Annotated in this window: 18 protein-coding genes and 1 pseudogene; 5 read left to right on the top strand and 14 right to left on the bottom strand. The window is 62.4% G+C overall.

Features of this window, described 5'->3' with window-relative positions; all coding sequences use genetic code 11:
- Positions 1 to 26 precede the first annotated feature (26 nt).
- Entirely contained in the window at positions 27 to 797 is a 771-nt protein-coding gene (locus tag CI807_RS16290) for a hypothetical protein (RefSeq protein WP_016979530.1), read from the top strand.
- Between the two features lie 117 nt (positions 798 to 914).
- Positions 915 to 1,727: an alpha/beta fold hydrolase gene (locus CI807_RS16285; RefSeq protein ID WP_095015342.1), complete on the top strand. Its 813-nt coding sequence runs from the start codon at positions 915 to 917 to the stop codon at positions 1,725 to 1,727.
- Between the two features lie 36 nt (positions 1,728 to 1,763).
- Here CI807_RS16285 and CI807_RS32130 read toward each other — a convergent pair whose 3' ends face one another.
- The 4 genes and pseudogenes from CI807_RS32130 to CI807_RS16270 form a co-directional block, all read right to left on the bottom strand.
- Positions 1,764 to 2,606 (bottom strand): methyl-accepting chemotaxis protein, encoded by an 843-nt coding sequence (locus CI807_RS32130; protein WP_371858007.1) that lies wholly within the window; start codon positions 2,604 to 2,606, stop codon positions 1,764 to 1,766.
- A 15-nt stretch (positions 2,607 to 2,621) separates the two neighbouring features.
- A pseudogene (locus tag CI807_RS32125) lies at positions 2,622 to 2,822 on the bottom strand (HAMP domain-containing protein); the annotation flags it as partial.
- A gap of 1,023 nt (positions 2,823 to 3,845) precedes the next feature.
- Positions 3,846 to 5,258, bottom strand: a complete 1,413-nt coding sequence (locus CI807_RS16275) for a PLP-dependent aminotransferase family protein (protein ID WP_095015340.1) — start codon at positions 5,256 to 5,258, stop codon at positions 3,846 to 3,848.
- A gap of 203 nt (positions 5,259 to 5,461) precedes the next feature.
- The gene (locus CI807_RS16270) at positions 5,462 to 6,223 is read right to left on the bottom strand and encodes an SDR family oxidoreductase (protein WP_016979533.1); all 762 of its coding nucleotides are present in this window, start codon (positions 6,221 to 6,223) and stop codon (positions 5,462 to 5,464) included.
- 229 nt (positions 6,224 to 6,452) lie between these two features.
- Between CI807_RS16270 and CI807_RS16265 the strand changes: the two genes are divergently transcribed.
- The gene (locus CI807_RS16265) at positions 6,453 to 7,460 is read left to right on the top strand and encodes an NADP-dependent oxidoreductase (protein ID WP_095015339.1); all 1,008 of its coding nucleotides are present in this window, start codon (positions 6,453 to 6,455) and stop codon (positions 7,458 to 7,460) included.
- Positions 7,461 to 7,566: 106 nt separating this feature from the next.
- Here the strand turns inward: CI807_RS16265 and pyrF are convergent, their stop codons facing one another.
- Positions 7,567 to 8,265, bottom strand: coding sequence for an orotidine-5'-phosphate decarboxylase (pyrF, locus tag CI807_RS16260; protein ID WP_095015338.1), 699 nt, complete (start codon positions 8,263 to 8,265; stop codon positions 7,567 to 7,569).
- A gap of 259 nt (positions 8,266 to 8,524) precedes the next feature.
- Between pyrF and CI807_RS16255 the strand changes: the two genes are divergently transcribed.
- Positions 8,525 to 9,289: a response regulator gene (locus tag CI807_RS16255; RefSeq protein WP_095017565.1), complete on the top strand. Its 765-nt coding sequence runs from the start codon at positions 8,525 to 8,527 to the stop codon at positions 9,287 to 9,289.
- Positions 9,289 to 10,323 carry a HAMP domain-containing sensor histidine kinase gene (locus tag CI807_RS16250; protein ID WP_095015337.1) on the top strand — a complete coding sequence of 345 codons (1,035 nt, stop codon included), beginning with the start codon at positions 9,289 to 9,291 and terminating at the stop codon, positions 10,321 to 10,323. Before CI807_RS16255 ends, CI807_RS16250 begins: the two co-directional genes overlap by 1 nt.
- Here CI807_RS16250 and CI807_RS16245 read toward each other — a convergent pair.
- The 9 genes from CI807_RS16245 to CI807_RS16205 all read right to left on the bottom strand — a co-directional run bounded on the left by CI807_RS16245 (position 10,320) and on the right by CI807_RS16205 (position 18,166).
- Complete coding sequence (locus tag CI807_RS16245; RefSeq protein WP_095015336.1) at positions 10,320 to 11,381, bottom strand: AI-2E family transporter; 1,062 nt, start codon at positions 11,379 to 11,381, stop codon at positions 10,320 to 10,322. The genes CI807_RS16250 and CI807_RS16245 overlap by 4 nt on opposite strands.
- Positions 11,382 to 11,453: 72 nt before the next feature.
- Positions 11,454 to 12,272 carry a DUF4892 domain-containing protein gene (locus CI807_RS16240; RefSeq protein WP_095015335.1) on the bottom strand — a complete coding sequence of 273 codons (819 nt, stop codon included), beginning with the start codon at positions 12,270 to 12,272 and terminating at the stop codon, positions 11,454 to 11,456.
- A gap of 102 nt (positions 12,273 to 12,374) precedes the next feature.
- Positions 12,375 to 13,229 (bottom strand): alpha/beta hydrolase, encoded by an 855-nt coding sequence (locus CI807_RS16235; protein WP_095015334.1) that lies wholly within the window; start codon positions 13,227 to 13,229, stop codon positions 12,375 to 12,377.
- Positions 13,226 to 14,029: an alpha/beta fold hydrolase gene (locus tag CI807_RS16230; protein WP_095015333.1), complete on the bottom strand. Its 804-nt coding sequence runs from the start codon at positions 14,027 to 14,029 to the stop codon at positions 13,226 to 13,228. The genes CI807_RS16235 and CI807_RS16230 overlap by 4 nt, the downstream gene beginning before the upstream one ends.
- 97 nt (positions 14,030 to 14,126) lie before the next feature.
- The gene (locus CI807_RS16225; RefSeq protein WP_016979541.1) at positions 14,127 to 14,570 is read right to left on the bottom strand and encodes a hotdog fold thioesterase; all 444 of its coding nucleotides are present in this window, start codon (positions 14,568 to 14,570) and stop codon (positions 14,127 to 14,129) included.
- A 31-nt stretch (positions 14,571 to 14,601) separates the two neighbouring features.
- Entirely contained in the window at positions 14,602 to 16,251 is a 1,650-nt protein-coding gene (locus tag CI807_RS16220) for an AMP-binding protein (RefSeq protein ID WP_095015332.1), read from the bottom strand.
- Positions 16,252 to 16,336: 85 nt separating this feature from the next.
- Positions 16,337 to 16,786, bottom strand: coding sequence for a phosphohistidine phosphatase SixA (gene sixA / locus CI807_RS16215; RefSeq protein ID WP_095015331.1), 450 nt, complete (start codon positions 16,784 to 16,786; stop codon positions 16,337 to 16,339).
- A complete protein-coding gene (locus CI807_RS16210; protein ID WP_028615729.1) occupies positions 16,783 to 17,130 on the bottom strand; it encodes a DUF4389 domain-containing protein in 348 nt (115 codons plus the stop codon). The genes sixA and CI807_RS16210 overlap by 4 nt, the downstream gene beginning before the upstream one ends.
- A gap of 10 nt (positions 17,131 to 17,140) precedes the next feature.
- The gene (locus CI807_RS16205; RefSeq protein ID WP_095015330.1) at positions 17,141 to 18,166 is read right to left on the bottom strand and encodes an NAD(P)H-dependent glycerol-3-phosphate dehydrogenase; all 1,026 of its coding nucleotides are present in this window, start codon (positions 18,164 to 18,166) and stop codon (positions 17,141 to 17,143) included.
- Positions 18,167 to 18,268 lie beyond the last annotated feature (102 nt).

Raw genomic sequence — 18,268 nt, 5'->3', positions numbered from 1 at the left:
GTAAACCCTATAAAGAGGTCACACCGGTGACACCACTCATGATCACCCTGCTGGTAATAGCCGGGATCGCAATACTGATCGCCATTGGCTACATGAACCACGTGGTGGAAAACAACAAGCTGGAAAAGAAGCGCACCGAGATCGAGCTTAATGATCGCCTGCGTCGCTGCGGTGAAATCACCGAGACCTTCCCCGGCCAATTGATGACCCCGGCGCTCAAACTGTTGATGACCCGCTTGGAACTCAACGTCAACCAGCGCCTGTTGAACCTCAACAAAGGCAGCGCACCACTGAAAGCCCGCATCGCCGAGCTGAATACGCTGGTGGCCCAGGGCGAATCGATCCCGGTGAACAACCCGCCCGCGCCGATCCAGACCGAAGCCAAGGCAAAGGATGTGCGCTTCCTGCTCGAAGCCCTGCACGGCCAGGTCACCCGCGCCGCCCAGGACGGTTTCCTGCCGGCCAACGAGGCCAAGCACTGGATCCGGGAAATCCGCCATATCCTGGTGTTGCTGCACATCGAGTTCTTCAACAACCTCGGCCAGCACGCCCTGCAACAAGGCCAGCCGGGCCAGGCACGCCTGGCGTTCGAGCGTGGCGTGCAATACCTGCGTAAACAGCCGGAGCCGGTGATCTACAGCGCACAACTGCAACAGCTGGAAGCGCAGCTTGCCCGCGCCAACTCCACGGTGTTGACCAACAGCAAACCGGCCGAAGACGAGGTCAACGAACTGACCGAAGGCCTCAAAGTGGTTGATGCCGACGCCGAGTGGAAGAAGAAAGTCATCTACGACTGATTGGCCCCTCCCCCTGTGGCGAACCCGGTTCGCCACATGCCATCACTTTGCATCTATCCCCCCGCCCCCGACTAGCGTAAAAAAGTGCCCCTTACTCCGTGAAGTCAGAGGCCTGTTATGCCTGTCGCCGTCATTGATGGACAACCGCTGCACTACCTGGACCAGGGCACCGGCCCGGTCGTCCTGCTGGGCTCAAGTTACCTGTGGGACGCCGACATGTGGGCGCCGCAGATCGAAGCGCTGTCGCAACAGTACCGGGTGATCGTGCCCGAGCTGTGGGGCCATGGTGAATCCGGTGCGTTGCCCGCGCAAACGCGCTCCCTAGACGACCTTGCACGCCAGGCCCTGGCCCTGATTGACCAGCTGGATATCCCAGCGATCAACCTGGTGGGGCTCTCGGTCGGCGGGATGTGGGGCGCGCGCCTGGCGTTGCTGGCGCCTGAACGGATCAACAGCCTGGTGCTGATGGACACCTACCTGGGCGCCGAGCCCGAGGCCACGCGCCAGTACTATTTCTCGCTGTTCAAGATGATCGAAGACGCCGGTGCCATCCCCGAGCCGTTGCTGGATGTGGTCGCGCCGATCTTCTTCCGCCCGGGTATCGACCGCGAATCAGCGCTGTACCAGGACTTCCGCCAGCAATTGCAGGGCTACTCCAAGGAGCGCCTGCTGCAAAGCATCGTGCCCTTGGGCCGGCTGATCTTCAGTCGCGAAGACGTGCTGGAGCAACTGCCGCGCCTGGACGCCGACACCACGTTGCTGATGTGCGGCGAGCAGGACAAACCGCGCCCTCCCGCCGAGTCCGAGGAGATGGCGGGCCTGATCGGTTGCAGCCTGATCCTGATTCCGGAAGCCGGCCATATCAGCGCCAGGGAAAACCCGGACTTCATCAACGAAGCCCTGCTGACCTTCCTCGCCAACAACGCCTGATCGCCCTCCCCTGTGGTCGCTGCCAACGCGCGGCGATCACAGGCGGAAGTGCCCCACCATGCCCTTGAGTTCCGCGCCCAACTGCGCCAGTTGAATGCTCGACGCGGCGTTACCTTGCATGCTCAGCGCCGACTGATCGGCACTGGCGCGGATGCTGGTGACGCTGCGGTTGATCTCTTCGGCCACCGAGCTTTGCTCCTCGGCCGCTGCGGCAATCTGCTGGTTCATCTGCTGAATCAACGACACAGCCACTGCGATACTGCCCAGGGCACTCTCGGTTTCCAGGGCATCGCTCACCGCCAGCTTCACCAACTCCCCGCTTTGCTGGATCTGCTGCACCGAGGACTGGGCCGCGCTGCGCAAGGTGCTGACCAGTCGTTCGATCTCCTCGGTGGATTGCTGGGTACGCTTGGCCAGGGCCCGTACCTCGTCGGCCACCACCGCAAAACCACGGCCCTGCTCGCCGGCGCGGGCAGCTTCGATGGCGGCGTTGAGGGCCAACAGGTTGGTCTGTTCGGCCACGCTCTTGATCACGCTCAACACGGTGCCGATATTTTGAATTTCAGCGCTCAGGCTCTCGATGCTGGCGCTGGCAGAGGTGCTGGATGTGGCCAGCAATTCAATGCGCTGCAAACTCTGGCGCACCACCTGCTGGCCGCTGTCGACTTTATCATCTGCCGTCTGTGCGGCTTGCGCGGCCTCTTCGGCGTTGCGCGCCACGTCGTGCACGGTGGCGGTCATCTGGTTCATCGCCGTCGCAACCTGTTCGGTTTCTTCTTTCTGGCTGCTGACCTCGACGTTGGTCTGCTCGGTGACGCTGGACAATGAATGTGCCGAACTGGCCAGTTGCTCGATACCGGCTTGCAGGCCGCTGACCATCTGGCTAAGCCCATTACCCATCTGTTGCATCGCCTGCATCAACTGGCCGATTTCATCACGACGGCTGACCTCCATGCGCCCGCTCAAATCGCCGGCCGCAATCTGCTGGGCCACCGCAATCACACTGCGCAACGGCGCGACGATCAAGCGGGTGATCACCCACGCCGCAATCAACCCCACCAACAACGCCAAAGCCGAAGAGCCGATGATCAGCATCGCGCTTTTCTTCAACTGCGCCTGCATCGACTGGTCTTCGGCGTCGTAGGCCTGGTTGACCCGACTGACAACCTCACCCGCCCGATCATGCAGCTGCTTGTAGACCACCTTTTCCTGGGCCAGCAGCCCGGTGTACTCGCCGAGCTTTTCACTGAACGCGGCGATATGCCCGGCCACTTCGTTGAGCACGGTCTGGTAGCCGGAATCCTTGACTGCGGTTTTCAGTTGATCGACCTGGGCGAGGGCCTGGTCGGCTTGCTCGATCTTGCCCTGCTCACCGTTGTCCTCATCGACTTTTCGGCTCTGGTTCAAGCGCACATGGGCTTCATTCATGGCTTGCAGCATCAGGCGCGACACCTGGCTGACCTGCCCCGCCTGCTCGATAAATTCGGCGCCTTCCTTACCTTGGCTTTCCTTCAGGCCATAGGCGCCGTCATCCGCCAGCCCGGCCTGCAACACATCAAGGTTATTGGCCACGCTGGACACCGACCAACTGGCCATTTCCAACGCCAGGTCCTTGGTCTGGGTCAATTCGACAAACTCATCGAACGCCTTACGGTAGGCGACCAAGGCCTGTTCGACATCGGTCATGACCGGAACGTTGGCCGCCGACTGGGCCTTGAGACTGGCCGCGAGGGCCGCCAGGGCATCGACACTTTCATGCAGGGCGTCGACGGCCTTGGGGTCGGCGTGCAGCGCGTAGTCCTGTTCGATCAGGCGCACCTTGAGCAAGCCGCTGTTAAGCGACGACATGGCCTTGAGCCCTTCGAAACGCTGGCCAACGGTTTGCAGGGACCACACCCCGATCGCCGCGACCAGAGCCGTCAGCAGCAAGACCAGGGTGAAACCCAAGCCCAGTTTTTTTGCCATACCGAGGTTGGCGAATTGTCGTTGCACGGCCGAAATCATTGCACTTGAATCCTCTTGCAATGGCGGTTGCCATCGAGCCCGGTTTACACAGGCGAGATTCGCAACCACAAGGCACTGAACACAAGTCGTTGGCGCCACAATAATGGCAAAAAGCTACACACTCGTCGTTTTCAGAATGGTCGAGGTCGATCTGGCAGGCCCCATGGCGCGGAACAACGCCAAGGCCCGTGGATCAGCAGCATAGGCCACGTTGATGCGCAGCCACTCACTCGGCTCGCTGGTCGGGCTGAACAATGCCCCCGGCGACATCAAAACCCCGAGTCGCCGGGCACAGGCCTGCAACCGCAATGGATCACCTACCCTCGGCCGCGCCCACAAAAACATGCCGCCGGCAGGTGCGGCGAACACCTCCCACTCCTCGTCTTCCAGCACCTGCAGCGTAGCCGTCATTTGCGTATTCAGCCGCTTGCGCAAACGCTGTACCCATTTGCGATAAGTGCCATTGGCCAACAGCGTGGCCACCACCGTTTCGGCAAAGCGTGAGGTACCGAAGCCGGTCAAGGTCTTGAGGCTGGTCAGTTGCGCGATGATCGCCGCGCTGGCACTCAGGTAACCCACACGCAAGGCACTGCTCAACGTCTTGGAAAAACTGGCGACATAGATCACCCGGTCGTCATGGGGCAATGCCGAAAGCCGCGTGCAACTGGCGTGTTGCAGGTCGCCGAACACATCCTCTTCAATGATCAGGAAGTTGTCGCGTCGCGCCAACGCCAGCAGACGCTCGGCCACCGGGCGGCACAAGCTGGAGCCAGTGGGGTTGTGATACAGGCTGTTGATGAACAGGCACTTGGGCCGATGCTGCTGCAGCAGTGCTTCCAGCGCCGGAATGTCCGGGCCACCGAGGATACGTGGCACTGCCAGCAGTTTCACTCCCTGGAAGGCCAGTTGCCGGTAGAGATTGCCATACCCTGGCGTTTCGACCACCACGCAGTCGCCGGCACTGAGCAAGGTGCGTATCAGTAGGTCCTGAGCATGGCTCGCGCCTGCTGTGATGAGGATACGGTCCTGGTGAGCGGCAATGTGGATCCGACTCAGGCGCTTGAGCAGTTGCTCGCGCAGCGCCGGCAACCCCAATGGCGTGCTGTAGTTGAACAGCCCGGCGGTGTCGGTTCGAGTGACCTCGCGAATCGCATAACTGATGTCATCGCTTTCACGCCAGGCATCCGGCAACCAGCCGCAGCCCAGCTTCAGCTCGCCCAGTGGGCTGTCGACGAAGGCGCCCCATTCCCGCTCCGCGCCCTCATACCACTGCCCCTCATACAACGTTGACGGCTGGGCCACGCTAAAACCCGAACCGTGCCTGGAAACCAACAATCCCTGGGCGACCATCCGCTCGAACGCCTCGATCACACTGGATTGGCTGAGCAGGTTGTCGAGAGCCACCTGTCGAATGGACGGCAAGCGTGTGCCGGGGCTTGCGCCACTCGTGCGAATCCATTGCGCCACTGCGCTGATGATTTGCTGCACCACCGGTACAAGGGCTTGTCGATCGATCCCTAAATCCATGCGCCACTCACTTCAACTGTCTGATATTCAACCCAGAACAGTTAAGCACAGAAGCCCATTTCAACCGCTCGCCAAACTTTATTAAAGTATTGATTTTATTGAGTTATTTACCTGCTGATACACATTCTTACAGGGCACGGTGCCAGCTATGGAAATGCCCCACAGCCCCCCAAACCTTTTCGAATGAAGGGCGGCGTGAGGTCCTAGATTGCCGTCGCCCCCCCGTCCACCGCCAGGGCTTGGCCTGTGGTAAATGCTGCGCCATCACTGCACAGGTACAGCACCGCGCTGGCGATTTCCTCGACCTTGCCGATGCGCCCGACCGGGTGCATCGCGGCGGCGAACTCGGCCTTACGCGGGTCGGCTTCATAGGCGCGCCGGAACATATCGGTATCGATCACCGCTGGGCAGACTGCGTTGACGCGGATTTTCTTCTTCGCATACTCGATGGCCGCCGATTTGGTCAGGCCGATCACCGCATGCTTGGAGGCCGCATAAATGCTCATCTTCGGCGCCGCCCCCAGGCCCGCGACCGAGGCGGTGTTGACGATCGCCCCGCCGCCTTGGGCCAGCAACAACGGCAGTTGATGCTTCATGCACAACCACACGCCCTTGACGTTCACGCCCATGATCGCGTCGAACTCATCCAGGCTGCCGTCGGCCAGCTTGCCCTTTTCGATCTCGATCCCGGCGTTATTGAAGGCGTAGTCCAGGCGACCGTAGGCGGCGACGGTCTGGGCCATCAATTGCTGCACATCCGCCTCCAGCGTGACATTGCAGCGTACAAACAGCGCTTCGCCGCCGGCCTGGTGGATCAGGGCGACAGTGCCCTCACCGCCCGCCGCATCCAGGTCGGCAACCACGACCTTCAAGCCTTCGGCGGCAAATGCCAGCGCGGTGGCGCGGCCGATACCGGCAGCGGCACCAGTCACCAGGGCGACCTGGCCGGAAAACGTCATGCTCATAGAAGATGTCCTGTGGGAGAAAATAGCGGTGGATCGAGTCTAGCCAACGCTGCGTCGGACGCGTCAGCACTATCAAAACGCCGGTTGAAGCTGCATGGATCGCAGTGATAAGAGGTACCGCACGACCATCAGCAACACCTATCGACCGGCATTCGCGCCCTCGGAGTACCTTGCTCCCGACGCGTTGAAGGTCTATCACTTCAGGTTCATTTCCAGAAGAGTCGCTGCCATGACCGCCCAGACCAACCGCCAATTCCTGCTCGCCAAGCGCCCGGTCGGCGCAGCCACCCGGGACACCTTCACCTATCAGGAAGTCCCGGTGGGCACGCCCCAGGAGGGCCAGGTGCTGGTGCGCAACGAATACCTGTCCCTCGACCCAGCCATGCGCGGCTGGATGAATGAAGGCAAGTCCTACATTCCGCCGGTCGGTATCGGTGAAGTCATGCGCGCGCTGGGCGTGGGCAAGGTGATTGCATCCAACAACCCGAAGTTCGCTATCGGCGACTACGTCAACGGCGCCTTGGGTGTGCAGGATTACTTCCTGGGCGAGCCGCGTGGTTTCTACAAGGTTGACCCGAAACTCGCGCCGTTGCCGCGCTATCTATCTGCCTTGGGCATGACTGGCATGACCGCCTACTTTGCGCTGCTGGAAACGGGTGCGCCCAAGGCCGGCGAAACCGTGGTGATCTCCGGCGCGGCCGGTGCCGTGGGCAGCATCGCCGGGCAGATCGCCAAGCTCAAAGGCTGCCGCGTGGTAGGCATCGCCGGCGGCGCCGACAAGTGCAAGTTCCTGGTGGATGAACTGGGCTTCGACGCCGCCATCGACTACAAAAGCGAAGACGTGCCCGCTGCCCTCAAGCGTGAGTGCCCCAAGGGCGTGGACGTGTATTTCGATAACGTCGGTGGCGATATTCTCGACGCCGTCCTCAGCCGCCTGGCACTGAAAGCCCGCGTGGTCATCTGCGGCGCCATCAGCCAATACAACAACAAGGAAGCCGTGAAAGGCCCGGCCAACTACTTGTCACTGCTGGTCAATCGCGCACGCATGGAAGGCTTTGTGGTGATGGATCACGCCGCAGGCTTTGCCGCTGCCGGCCAGGAAATGGCCGGCTGGATGGCCCAGGGCAAGCTCAAGAGCAAAGAAGATATCGTCGAGGGGCTGGAGACGTTCCCGGAGACGTTGATGAAGCTGTTCAACGGCGAGAACTTCGGCAAGTTGGTACTGAAGGTCAACTGACACCCAACTTATGTAGGAGCCGGCTTGCCGGCGATGAGGCCCTTGAGCCCTTCACTGATCTAAAGGCCGCTATCGCCGGCAAGCCGGCTCCTACAGGGGGTGTTGTTCAGGCGATCTCGGCAACCACTGCCGCCAACGCCTTGGCCGGATCCGCCGCCTGGCTGATCGGACGGCCAATCACCAGGTAATCGGAACCCGCGTCCAGCGCCTGACGCGGCGTCAGAATACGGCGCTGGTCATCCTGGGCGCTGCCCGCCGGACGAATCCCTGGCGTCACCAGTTGCAGCGACGGGTGCGCGGCTTTCAAGGCCTGGGCTTCCAGCGCCGAGCACACCAGGCCGTCGAGACCGGCTTTCTGCGCCAGGGCCGCCAGTCGCAGCACCTGCTCCTGAGGCTCGATGTCCAAACCGATGCCGGCCAGGTCTTCACGTTCCATGCTGGTGAGCACAGTCACGCCGATCAACAAAGGCTTGGGACCGCTACGCTGTTCCAGCACCTCACGGCAAGCACTCATCATGCGCAGGCCACCGGAGCAGTGCACGTTGACCATCCACACGCCCATTTCGGCAGCGGCCTTGACCGCCATGGCGGTGGTGTTCGGGATATCGTGGAATTTCAGGTCGAGGAACACCTCGAAGCCTTTGTCACGCAGGGTACCGACGATTTCCGCGGCGCAACTGGTGAACAATTCCTTGCCGACCTTGACCCGGCAAAGCTTCGGGTCCAACTGGTCAGCCAGCTTCAGTGCGGCGTCACGAGTGGGGTAATCCAGGGCGACGATGATAGGAGTCTGGCAGACGGACATTGGAATGGGCTCTCAGGCAAGTCGAAATCGGCGCGGATTGTAGCGCAAGCGGCGGCGTTGCGGGATCCGATGATCGGTAAATACTGACCAACCGCCCTCGAGCGGGCATTTTCTCCAATTATTTCAAAGCTGATACATTCACGACATGCCCCCAACACGCCCCACGGCTAGCCTCGCTCGCACGACCCACCGACCAGCACTTCCAGCCATGGGGCTGGGCGCCTATGCTGACCGCAACAACAGGGCAGATGATCGCATTATGCATACCCCTCCCGTCTCCATGACCGACGAGCAAAAAGGCGCAGTGATCGCCGATGACAAGCGCTGGAACACCCGCGCGCTGATCGTTGACGACGATGTGCCGATCCGCGAACTGCTGATCGACTACCTCGCCCGCTTCGGCATTCTGGCCACTGGCGTCACCGACGGCACCGCCATGCGCCAGGCCATGCAGGCCGAAACCTTCGATGTGGTGGTGCTCGACCTGATGCTGCCCGGTGAAGACGGCCTTTCGCTGTGCCGCTGGCTGCGCGCGGAGTCGGACATTCCGATCCTGATGCTCACCGCCCGCTGCGAGCCGACGGACCGCATTATCGGCCTGGAGCTGGGCGCCGACGACTATATGTCCAAGCCGTTCGAGCCGCGTGAGCTGGTAGCGCGGATCCAGACCATCCTGCGCCGTGTGCGCGATGACCGCACCGAACAGCGCGCCAACATCCGCTTCGACAATTGGCGTCTCAACAGTGTATTGCGCCAACTGGTGGCCGACGACGGCCTGGTGGTGCCGCTGTCCAACGCGGAATTCCGCCTGCTGTGGGTGTTCATCGAGCGTCCGCGCCGGGTGTTGAGCCGCGAACAATTGCTGGATGCCGCCCGTGGCCGCTCCATTGAAGCCTTTGATCGCAGCATCGACTTGCTGGTGTCGCGCCTGCGGCAAAAACTCGGGGACGACCCCAAGGCCCCGCAATTGATCAAGACCGTGCGCGGGGAAGGCTACCTGTTTGATGCGCGGGATATCGGTTGATGCGCAACGCCTTCAACACGCTGTTCGGTCGACTGTTTGGCGTGTTGCTGGTGGCGATTGTGCTGGCCCACGTGCTGGCGATCTCCTGGTTTCGTTATTACGGCCCGCCCCCGCCGCCGCCCCAGGAAACCTTTGTCGAACAGCCTGACGGCACGATGAAGCCTCTGCTCAAGCACAAGCGACCGTGGTTTGGCGGCCCGGTGGTGCCGCTGACGTTCCAGTTCATCTCGTTGATCATCGCCGCCTGGTACGGCGCCAAGCTGCTGAGCCGGCCGATCCAGCGCCTGAGCGAAGCCGCCGAGCGCTTGAGCCTGGACCTCGACAGCCCGCCCCTCGACGAGTCGGGACCGCGTGAAGCACAGCAAGCCGCGTCGACCTTCAACCTGATGCAACGGCGCATCCGCGAACAGGTCAGCCAACGCGCGCGCATGCTCGGCGCGGTCTCCCATGACCTGCGCACGCCGCTGTCGCGGCTCAAGCTGCGCCTGGAACAGATCGAAGACACCAAGCTGCAAGGCCAGATGCGCCAGGACCTGGACGATATGATCGGCATGCTCGACGCCACCCTGAGCTACCTGCACGAACAGCGCACCAGCGAAACCCGACACTGGCTGGACGTGCAGGCGTTGGTCGAGTCCATGAGCGAAAACGCCCAGGACCAAGGCTGCGACGTACAATTTGCCGGCACCTGCGCGCCGCTGCAGGTGCAGCCGATGGCCTTGCGTTCGTGCCTCAACAACCTGATCGACAATGCCCTGCGCTATGCCGGTACGGCGCGCATCGAGTTGGCAGACAGCCGCGAGGCCTTGGTGATCCGCGTGATCGACCACGGCCCCGGCATCGCCGTCGACAAGCGCGAGGCGGTGTTCGAGCCGTTCTATCGGCTGGAAGGCTCACGCAATCGCAACTCTGGCGGGGTCGGCCTGGGCATGACGATTTCCAAGGAAGCCGCCGAACGCCTCGGCGGTCGGCTGCACCTGGAAGAAACCCCCGGCGGTGGCTTGACCGCCGTGATGTGGTTGCCCAGGGCTTAAAGCGGTTTGTCTTCCCGTCGCCCCTGGGCCTGGGTCGCGCTCCAATCCATCAACAGGCTGTAGGCCACCGCCAGCAGGGTCGGGCCGATAAACAGGCCGATGAACCCAAAGGCGATCAAGCCGCCAAACACCCCAAGCAGCACGATCACCAGCGGCAGGTTGCCGCCACGGCTGATCAGGTAGGGTTTGAGCACGTTGTCCACGCCGCTGATGATGAACGTGCCCCATACGCCGAGGAACACCGCGTAGGTGTAGTCGCCCTTCCAGGCCAGCCAGGCCGTGGCCGGGATCCACACCAGCGGCGGGCCCATGGGGATCAGGCTGAGCAGGAAGGTGACGATACCCAGCACCAACGCACCCGGTACGCCAGCAATCCAGAAGCCGATCAACGCCAGCAGCGCTTGGGCGGCGGCGGTGCCGATCACGCCATTGACCACCCGTTGCACCGTGCCGGCTACCAGTTCGATGTAGTAACTGGCGCGATCGCCGATCAAGCGTTCCAGTAGGCGGTGGACGAACATCGCCAGGCGCGGCCCGTCCCGATAGAAAAAGAACACGAATACCAGGCTCAGGGTCAGTTCCAGAATCCCGCCACCGATTTGCGCACTGCGCGCCAGCAACCAATTACCCACCTGCCCCAGATAGGGCTTGATACTGACCATCAAAGCAGCGCCCTGCTGATCAATGCTGTCCCACATGCCCACCAGCCGCTCGCCGACAAAGGGGATCGAGCCGAGCCAGGTAGGCGCCTCGGGCAAACCGTCGACCTGGATATCCTTGATCAATGCGGTTGCATCGCGCACATGGTCCGCGAGGTTGAAGCCCAGCCATACCAGCGGCAGCGCCACCAACAACATCCAACCCAACGTCAGGATGCCGGCTGCCAAGGATTCCCGGCCACCCAGCCAGCGAGTCAGCAGGACCATCAACGGCCAGCTGGCAAACGCCAGCACCGCGCCCCAGAACAGCGCCGACCAGAACGGCGCCATCACCCAGAAGCTGGCACCGAACAGCACCAGCAGCAGGATTTGCACCAGTAGGCGATCGTTATTGAGCATGTAGGATCTCGAAAGGAAGACTGTAGGAAGACAGCTTAGGCGAACGGCACGGGTCCGTTCGCCCTGTTACACCTAGCGTATCAGATGCAGGTGCAGGCCCTTGGCGTCACCCGTGCCGGTTTCCATGCGTGCGGCGCGCACGCCTTTGTCGACCAGGGCCTGGCGCCAGGCTTCGGCGGTTGGGCCGGTCAGGCTGACGCGCAACGTGGCATCGAGGTTCAGCCCACGGGAAATCAGGGTCAGCCAGGTGTCGTCCGGGTCGCCGCCCAATGCAGGGAAATCCAGCTCGCCGGTGCTTTTCAATTCCCGCAGCAGGGTCGCTGAGGTGGGTAGCAGGTCAGCCAGCGGCGCGTTGGCGTCCAACTGTTCTACGTGCAGGTAGGCGCGGCGGTTGCCACGGGTGATGCCGTACAGCGCCACCAAGGAGTTTTCCTGGGGAGCCGCGAGGCGCAGCAGCAGGTATTCCTGCTGCCCGTCGGCACCGACCAGCTTGGCGTTGCCGAACACTTCATTGGCCCACAGGCTGCTTTCACCGCAATCGCGTGCCTGGCACCAGAACAGCAGCTGCGCGCCCTTCTCCTGCAAGGCTTCGCGCGTCGCCTTGAACGCGGCGCTGGAGCTGTGCTCGGCGGGCAGTTCATAGGTGATGGCGGTGGTCTGGCCGCGGGCGGTGGCCTGGCCTTCATAACGCAGTTGGCCGCTGATCTTGCGGATCGCGCCCATGGGGTAGATACGTTCTTTTTCTTCGCCGGGACGGTAGTCGACGATTTGCGAGTCGACCTGACGGGCGACGGTGGGCAGGTCCTGGCTGCCCGGTACGTCGGCGGCGAATACCAGTGGGCTCAAAAGGCTCAAGCCCAGGATACGGATACATCCGTTACGCACGCTCATAAGATCAACGAGCCCTGGCCATCGGAGGTCGCAGCGGTGTTGAGTTTGTTCATGGTTGACTCCCTTTCAATCCGCCCAGCCTCGGCAGTTGACCGCCCCAAGTCAAGGCGCGGAGAAGAACCGATTGAAACAGTCTGCAACAAGGACCGCGCCGGACTCGTCATTAAGGTGTAAATGATGGCCGCCTGGCAGCGTCGTCACGGTAAAGGGTAGCTGGGAAAGCAATTCGGGATGTTTCGCCAGCATGCCGTCGGCAGCGACCACCAACTGGGTAGGGCAACTGACGCGTCGCACGAAAGCCATCGCCTGTTCCTCAGTCAGGCGAACCGGCGAGGCCAGGGTCAAACGGCTGTCGCTACGCCAAGTGTAACCACCCGGCACCGGCATCAAACCGCGCTGGGCCAGCAGTTCGGCGGCTTCGCGACTGACCGCCACCACGCCTTTCATGCGCGCTTCGACGGCTCGGTCCAGGGTGTTGTAGACCGGCTTGCGCTTATCTTGCAGGTTCAATTGCGCCTGCAAGGCCATGCCCAGCCGCTCGGCCGCGTTCTCACCGCTGGCGGTCGGCGGGATCACACCGTCGATCAATCCCAGGTGCGTCACACGCTCCGGCAACGCGCCGGCCAACACCAGGGACACGATGGCGCCGAGGGAATGGCCAAGTAATGCAAAACGTTTCCAGCCCAATTGTTCAGCGACTTGCAGCACGTCAAAGACGTAATCCCACAAGGCATAACCGGCACCCGTAGGACGATGCGCCGAATGCCCGTGCCCAGCCATATCCAGCGCAACGATGCGCAGGCCCTGAAGTTTTGGCGCCAGCCGCGCAAAGCTGTTGGCGTTGTCCAGCCAGCCATGCAGGGCAATCACCGGCAAGCCGTCCTCGGGGCCGAACAGATGGGCCGCCAGTTCGATATGGGGCAGGCTCAGGCGCACTTCTTCGACCGGTGCACTCATGCGCAATTGCGCTCGCGGGCTTCCCAGCGGGAGAACAGGTTCTTGATCAAGGTCGCGGTGTCCTGGGGGCGTTCAAGGGGGAACATGTGGCCGCCGGGCATGGTGAGCATTTCACCCATGGGCAGGCGCCCGACGCCGCTGGCGTGGTGACGCATCACCACCCGGCTCTGCCGGCCGCGCACCACCGCCAGTGGCACCTTCAACTGGCGCACTTGGCCGGGGCTGGTGTGGGGCACGCCACGGTAGATGCTGATTTCGGTGGCCGGATCGAAACGCAGGCGCAGGCGATCGCCCACTTGCAGCAGGCCGTGTTGCAGGTAAGCGTCGAAGCATTCGGGGTCAAAGCCACGGAACAGGGTCTTGCCGGCGAAATAGCTGCGCGCGGCGTCCAGGTCGCTGAACTCTTCCCGACGGCCCAGGGTGCGCCCGGCCGGGGTCAGGCGGTCGATAAACCCGAAGCGCTTGGCCGCGCGGATCACCCAACGATCGGCGCGGGTCAGCACCGGCGAATCCAGCATCACCACCCCGCGATACAACTGCGGGCAACGCATGGCCGCGTGCAGGTGCAACACGCCGCCGAGGGAATGGCCCACGCCCCACACCGGTTCCGGTTGCAGCTCCAGGTGGTGTATCAGCTCATCCACCAGGTTCTGCCAGTTATCGTCCACCGGAAACCTGGGGTCGTGACCGTGCTGTGGCAGATGAGCCACCGCGTATTCCGGGGCCAGGGCGGCGAACAACTTGCCGTAGGTGGCCGAGGGGAAGCCATTGGCGTGGGCAAAAAACACGTGCTGCGACATACCGGATCCATCTACAAAAACAGAGATTGATTGTCACCATGCCCGGCCGGTACAGCAATGACTGTAACTGCCAGGAATGATGACACTCACGCCACGCCTATCGCGCCGGCGGGTTCTCGCCCAGCGGCACCACGGCCATGGTCAGGCGCGACACGCAACTGGCCTTGCCCTCGTCGTTGGTCAGGCGGATGTCCCAGACCTGGGTGGTGCGGCCAATATGGACGGCCTTGGCCACCGCCGTCACGCGCCCGCTGCGCACACCGCGCAGGTGGTTGGCGTTGACCTCCAGGCCCACGCAATAAAACTTGCTCGGGTCAATACACAAGTAGGCCGCCATGGAACCAACGCTCTCGGCCAACACCACCGAGGCGCCGCCATGCAGCAAGCCGTACGGCTGATGGGTGCGATGGTCGACCACCATGCTTGCAGTCAGGGATTCGTCGTCGAAGCTTTCAAAACGGATGTCCAGCAGTTCACCGATGGTGTTTTTCTGGATTGCGTTGAGTTGGTCGATATTCGGTTGGGTGCGCCACAGGCTCATAAAGAGTGTCCTTATTGGTTTTATTACGGCCCTAATCCTGCCACAGAACCGTTTCGGAACGCTCGCTCCAGGTTTGGAAATGTGCACCGTAAGTCGATTCGATCACGTTGCGTTTGATCTTCAAGGTCGGCGTCAGAAAGCCGTTTTCCACCGCCCAGCTATCTTTGACCACCACCAATTGGCGCAGGCGTTCAGGCTTATCCAGTGCCTGGTTGACCTGCTCCAACCAGCGCTCCAGGCTGGCACGCAGGGCTGGCGAGTCCTCACCCCCATCCGATAACACGCACAAAGCTATCGGCGCGATCAGTCCCTCGCCCACCACACACACCTGCTCGATACGCGCATGCTCGGCCAGGCGGTTTTCAATCGGCGCCGGGGCCACGTATTTGCCTTTGCAGGTCTTGAAGATTTCCTTGAGCCGCCCGGTCAGGCGCAAACGCCCCTTGGCGTCCTGCTCGCCTTTGTCCCCCGTGCGCAGAAAGCCATCGGCGGTGATGGTTTCGGCGGTTTTCTGCGGGTCCTTATAGTAGCCGAGCATCGTCGCGCCGCTGCGCACCTGCACTTCACCCGCCGGGTCGATGCGCACTTCCACACCCGGGCACGGCAAGCCGATCCAACCGAGGGTCTGCTGGCCGGGGCGGCAGACATGGGAGTAGCCGCAACTCTCGGTCATGCCATACACCTCAAGCACGTCCAGGCCCAGGCGTTGATACCAGCGCAGCAACGCCTCAGGCACAGGCGCCGCTCCCGAAAGAGCGATACGCAACGCGTCCAGGCCCAAGCCGGCAAGTACCTTGTGGCCCACACGCTTACCGATGAAGGGCAGGCGCAACAAGGTGTCCAGGCGCTTTGCGGGAATCCTGGCGTAGACGCCCATCTGGAATTTGGTCCAGATACGCGGTACACCAAACAGAGCGGTCGGACGTGCCCTACGCAGATCCGTCAGAAACGTCTCCAGGCTTTCGGCGAAAAACACCGTTTGCCCGGTGTAGATCGACGCCATCTCGACAAACATCCGCTCCGCCACATGGCACAGTGGCAGGTAAGACAGCAACCGGTCGCCCTCGCCCAGGCCAAACAACTCCGTACCACGGGTGGCGGAAAACCCTAGCGCGCCGAAGCTGTGCATCACGCCTTTGGGCAGGCCGGTGGTGCCTGAGGTATAGATAATGGTCGCCAGGTCCGAGACAGCCGGTGCTGGGTCATCCTGGATCGGAGAACAGGCTTGCAGGTCGGCCCAACTGAAATCGAACTCGCCCGACGGGCATAAGGGCAGGCTGATAGTCGGCACATCCTTAGGCACACCGGGCGCCATGGCCGGCCAGTCATCAAGCTTGCCGATAATCACCAGCGCCGCCTCGGAATGGGTGAGCACATGGGCGACGGAATCAGCGGTGAGATTGGGATACAGCGGCACCGAGACATGCCCGGCCATCCAGATCGCCAAGTCCGCAATGATCCAGTGGGCGCAGTTTTTCGAGATCAGCGCTATGTGCGAGCCCTGGGGCAACTCACGGGCGCGCAGCCACTGCGCGCCGCAGCGGGCCTGGTGGCCGACGTCGCCCCAGCTGAGGCTTTGCACCTGGCCACCACCCACCGGCTGCACCAGAAAAGTTTTGCGCGGATGTCGCGCTTCACGTTCGTAGAAGACTTGCAACGGCAAACGAAAAGCGACGGGCATGGGACGCGCTCCTTTGTGGTCCGATGATAGCCAACCAAGCACTTGCTCGGTTGACTATATAGCACACAAGAAGCCGCGAAAAAGCCTACGGATTTTTAACGCTGACCAGGCTCATCAGCCCCGCCAGCGGGAAATCCCCTTCCAGTTCCGCCAGGCTGGCGGTGTGCATCGGCTGCGGCTGGCGCTGGTGACCATGCTGCAGAAAGCTGATCAGGCTGCCCACCAACGGCTGGTGGCTGACCAGCAGCACATTGTCATCGGTGTTGAGCTTTTCCAGCACCTGCAACGGGTTGCCCTCGGGGGTCAACCACGGGACTGTGCGGATTTCCGGCTCGAAGCCCAGCGCATCACGCACCAGATGCGCGGTCTGCTGCGCCCGCACGTAGGGGCTGGCGATGATCGCGCTGAGGGGCTGACCGATCAGGTGCGCAGCACTGCGCAACACTTCGCCACGGCCATGCTCGGTGAGGTTGCGCTCGGCGTCCGTGCGCGCGTGCCCTTCGGCCTCACCGTGGCGCAGGATCCACAGCTTCACAGTTTCGGCTCTTCATCACGCACCGGGTGCGGTGCCGGCGGCACGCTGTGGGCGGCTTCGCCCTCGGGTGCGCGCGGGGTCGGCCAGTCGGCGAACGGCCACGGCTTCTGGTCGGTGTGGAAGCTGCCGAAGCGGCCGATCTGCGCCAGGAACTGGCTGAGGCTGTCGCCAAAGTTCATCAGGCCCAGGTTCGGGGCGCCGTAGACCAGGCGGTAGATCAACTGCACCACCACCAGCGCGCCGAGCAGGAACTGCGCCACCTGCCACACCAGGGCAAACACCAGCATCCACAGGATGCGCAGGCCAATGGATTCGTACTTGGGAGCTGCTTTCGGATCGTTCATGACGCGTTCCTCAGTTGAAACCACTGGTGGAAATAAAGTCGACATCGGTCTTGGGTTCGGCGCGCATCAGCAACTCGATGACCTGGTTCAAGGTGCGCCCTTCAAACAGGATCGCGTGCAACCCGGCGACCAGCGGCATATACACACCGACTTCCTGGGCCTTGGCCTTGAGCACCTTGAGAGTGTTGACCCCTTCGGCGACTTCGCCCAGGCGCGTGACGGCGTCTTCCAGGCTCAGGCCCTGACCAAGGGCAAACCCAACCTGGTAGTTGCGGCTTTTCGGCGAGGAGCAGGTGACGATCAAATCGCCCACGCCCGCCAGCCCCAGGAAGGTCATCGGGTTGGCGCCCTGATTCACCGCAAAGCGGGTCATCTCGGCCAGGGCGCGGGTGATCAACATGCTCTTGGTGTTTTCGCCCATGCCCAGCGCCACGGCCATGCCGGCGATGATCGCGTAGACGTTTTTCAGCGCACCGCCCAGTTCTACGCCAAAGCGGTCGCCGCTGGCGTAGACCCGGAAAGTGCGGCCATGCAGCACGGCCTGGACGCGTTCGCAGAGTTCCTCATCTTCACTGGCGACCACCGTGGCGGTCAGCGCGTGCTCGGCGACTTCCCGTGCCAGGTTCGGCCCGGACAGCACGCCAATGCGCGCCTGGGGAGCGATCTCTTCGAGGATTTCGCTCATCAGCTTGAAGGTTTGCGCCTCGATGCCCTTGGTCAGGCTGACCAGCATTTTGCCCGCCAGACGCTCGGCGTGGGGCGCCAGCACCGAGCGCAAGGCGCTGGAGGGCAGCGCGACGAAGCACAGGTCGCACGCCGTGAGGGTTTCCAGCAGGTCGGTGACCGGCTCGACCGCCGCATGAATCTTGATGCCTTTGAGGTAACGCGGATTTTCCCGGTGCACCCGAATGGCCTCGGCCTGCTCGGGGTCGCGCATCCACTGGCGCACAGCGTGGCCGTTCTCGGCCAGCAGGTTTGCCACGGCGGTACCAAAACTTCCGCCTCCCAGGACCGCAATAGGGCGCTGTTCAGTCATATGCAATCCGTTAATCCATACCAGTGGCGATGGCGGCATTATACGGGCCGACCCGCTGGCGGCCAGCCCCCGTATCAATTCGTGCGTTTGTCGGAAAATGCC

The sequence above is a fragment of the Pseudomonas sp. NS1(2017) genome (assembly GCF_002269425.1).
In the GTDB taxonomy this organism is placed as follows: Bacteria; Pseudomonadota; Gammaproteobacteria; order Pseudomonadales; family Pseudomonadaceae; genus Aquipseudomonas; species Aquipseudomonas reactans.
Note: the sequence above shows the minus strand (reverse complement) of the source record. Positions and strands in the feature narration are given on the sequence as shown.

Bases quoted from the DNA above. Each gene is read 5' to 3' on its own strand.
- CI807_RS16230 (WP_095015333.1), bottom strand. From the start codon at position 14,029: ATGTCGCAGCACGTGTTTTTTGCCCACGCCAATGGCTTCCCCTCGGCC.
- CI807_RS16240 (WP_095015335.1), bottom strand. From the start codon at position 12,272: ATGAGCGTGCGTAACGGATGTATCCGTATCCTGGGCTTGAGCCTTTTG.
- CI807_RS16275 (WP_095015340.1), bottom strand. From the start codon at position 5,258: ATGGATTTAGGGATCGATCGACAAGCCCTTGTACCGGTGGTGCAGCAA.
- CI807_RS16250 (WP_095015337.1), top strand. From the start codon at position 9,289: ATGCGCAACGCCTTCAACACGCTGTTCGGTCGACTGTTTGGCGTGTTG.
- CI807_RS16210 (WP_028615729.1), bottom strand. From the start codon at position 17,130: ATGAACGATCCGAAAGCAGCTCCCAAGTACGAATCCATTGGCCTGCGC.
- CI807_RS16265 (WP_095015339.1), top strand. From the start codon at position 6,453: ATGACCGCCCAGACCAACCGCCAATTCCTGCTCGCCAAGCGCCCGGTC.
- CI807_RS16270 (WP_016979533.1), bottom strand. From the start codon at position 6,223: ATGAGCATGACGTTTTCCGGCCAGGTCGCCCTGGTGACTGGTGCCGCT.
- CI807_RS16220 (WP_095015332.1), bottom strand. From the start codon at position 16,251: ATGCCCGTCGCTTTTCGTTTGCCGTTGCAAGTCTTCTACGAACGTGAA.
- CI807_RS16225 (WP_016979541.1), bottom strand. From the start codon at position 14,570: ATGAGCCTGTGGCGCACCCAACCGAATATCGACCAACTCAACGCAATC.
- CI807_RS16285 (WP_095015342.1), top strand. From the start codon at position 915: ATGCCTGTCGCCGTCATTGATGGACAACCGCTGCACTACCTGGACCAG.
- CI807_RS16245 (WP_095015336.1), bottom strand. From the start codon at position 11,381: ATGCTCAATAACGATCGCCTACTGGTGCAAATCCTGCTGCTGGTGCTG.
- pyrF (WP_095015338.1), bottom strand. From the start codon at position 8,265: ATGTCCGTCTGCCAGACTCCTATCATCGTCGCCCTGGATTACCCCACT.
- CI807_RS32130 (WP_371858007.1), bottom strand. From the start codon at position 2,606: ATGGTCAGCGGCCTGCAAGCCGGTATCGAGCAACTGGCCAGTTCGGCA.
- CI807_RS16235 (WP_095015334.1), bottom strand. From the start codon at position 13,229: ATGAGTGCACCGGTCGAAGAAGTGCGCCTGAGCCTGCCCCATATCGAA.
- CI807_RS16255 (WP_095017565.1), top strand. From the start codon at position 8,525: ATGCATACCCCTCCCGTCTCCATGACCGACGAGCAAAAAGGCGCAGTG.
- CI807_RS16205 (WP_095015330.1), bottom strand. From the start codon at position 18,166: ATGACTGAACAGCGCCCTATTGCGGTCCTGGGAGGCGGAAGTTTTGGT.